We start from the raw sequence: 1,380 nt of genomic DNA on the forward strand, positions 1-1,380 counted from the left end.
GCAGGTGCCAAGATCGGCATGCAGCCCGGGGAGCTTGCTGCCTATATCGACGGCTTTCATTTCATTCAGCTGTTGCGCCTGCGTTCGCAACACCTCGGCGATCAGGACGTCAGCGGCAAGGACAACCGCATTCGACCTGATGAACTCAACGAACTTGATCGGCGCATTCTCAAGGAAGCATTCCGCCAGGCACGCAAGCTGCAGAACCGCCTCAAGCTGGATTATCAATTGTGAAGGCAAAATGGCTGTCACGTCTGCTCGCCAGCAGAAGCGACGCTACGGGTCTTGACATCGTCTTGCGCGATGCCCTGTCCGCCTGGCAGGCGACAGCGCCCGCCGACGATGGCAGATCTCACTTCGAATCGCGCTATGTGGTACTCAATACCGAGTCGTCGGGCCTGGACCCGGAGCGAGACAGACTGCTTTCGGTAGGGGCCATCGCGCTTGCATCGGGCACTATCGTTGCGGAAGACAGCTACTATGCCGACGTGGCTTCCGACCCCGCCACTGCATTGGTGAATCTGCTCACGTTCACAGGTTCAGGCCCAGTTGTGGTATACAGCGCAGGCTTGAACAAGGCAATGCTGGAACGTGCATTGGAGAAGCATCTGGGAATCATGCCGGACTGGATCTGGCTCGATCTCTACTGGTTGCTTCCCGCTCTCTTCCCGGAGCGCATCGCGCGTCCAACGCGTCTTGTCGAGTGGATGCGCTCGTTTGGCATCGAAACCTTTCAGCGCCACCACGCATTGGGAGATGCCTACGCGATCGCCCAGTTGATGTTGGCTGCCGAGGGTCAGGCGAGTCGCAAGGGTTTGACCAGCCCGAGGAGCCTGGCCGAGCTCGAGCGCAAGCAGCGACGATTTCACAACCGATAACGGAAGAAACTGTGCAACAAAGATGAATTCACGGATCAATCTTGCTGTCGCATTCTTGATCGCACTCGGGCTTTTCTCCACCGGGGCCGCGGCCGAGGAATCACACCGCGCACCTTACGTCAACCTCAAGTATCCAGCCCCGAGCGAGGAGCTCGACAACCTGCCGGAAGCGCTGGTGCGACATGGAATGACCTACGTGGGTGTGCGCTACCGATTCGGCGGCACCACGCGTGAAACCGGTCTGGATTGCAGTGGGTTGATGCTCAACGTGTTTCAGCACGCCGGCGTTGATTTGCCCCGCCGCGCCACTGACATGGCAAGGCTCGGAATCAAGGTCGACAAGAACGACCTCCAGCCGGGTGACCTCGTGTTTTTGGGTAAGCGGATTAAATGGTTGATCTTACCTTTGCATGAGAGTGAGACAGACCGGCATCTCATCGGATTATCTGGTTGATGCTTCACCTACTGCTGGTGCATGTTTCCTTCGCTAATTCCAGCAAGA

At 57.7% G+C, this 1,380-nt stretch carries 3 protein-coding genes; all 3 read left to right on the forward strand.

Features of this window, described 5'->3' with window-relative positions; translation table 11 throughout:
- On the forward strand, nt 1-234 hold a 234-nt coding region (locus GPA21_RS20155; RefSeq protein ID WP_281355978.1), incomplete at its 5' end, for a putative nucleotidyltransferase substrate binding domain-containing protein.
- Nucleotides 231-878: a 3'-5' exonuclease gene (locus GPA21_RS20160; RefSeq protein WP_168989843.1), complete on the forward strand. Its 648-nt coding sequence runs from the start codon at nt 231-233 to the stop codon at nt 876-878. The genes GPA21_RS20155 and GPA21_RS20160, both read left to right, overlap by 4 nt.
- Nucleotides 879-900: 22 nt before the next feature.
- Nucleotides 901-1,332, forward strand: a complete 432-nt coding sequence (locus GPA21_RS20745; protein ID WP_211163741.1) for a C40 family peptidase — start codon at nt 901-903, stop codon at nt 1,330-1,332.
- Nucleotides 1,333-1,380: the final 48 nt, after the last annotated feature.

Source organism: Azoarcus taiwanensis (assembly GCF_012910885.1).
Taxonomy (GTDB): Bacteria; Pseudomonadota; Gammaproteobacteria; order Burkholderiales; family Rhodocyclaceae; genus Azoarcus_F; species Azoarcus_F taiwanensis.

Coding starts and splice junctions, on each gene's coding strand:
- GPA21_RS20745 (WP_211163741.1), top strand. CDS start 901: ATGAATTCACGGATCAATCTTGCTGTCGCATTCTTGATCGCACTCGGG.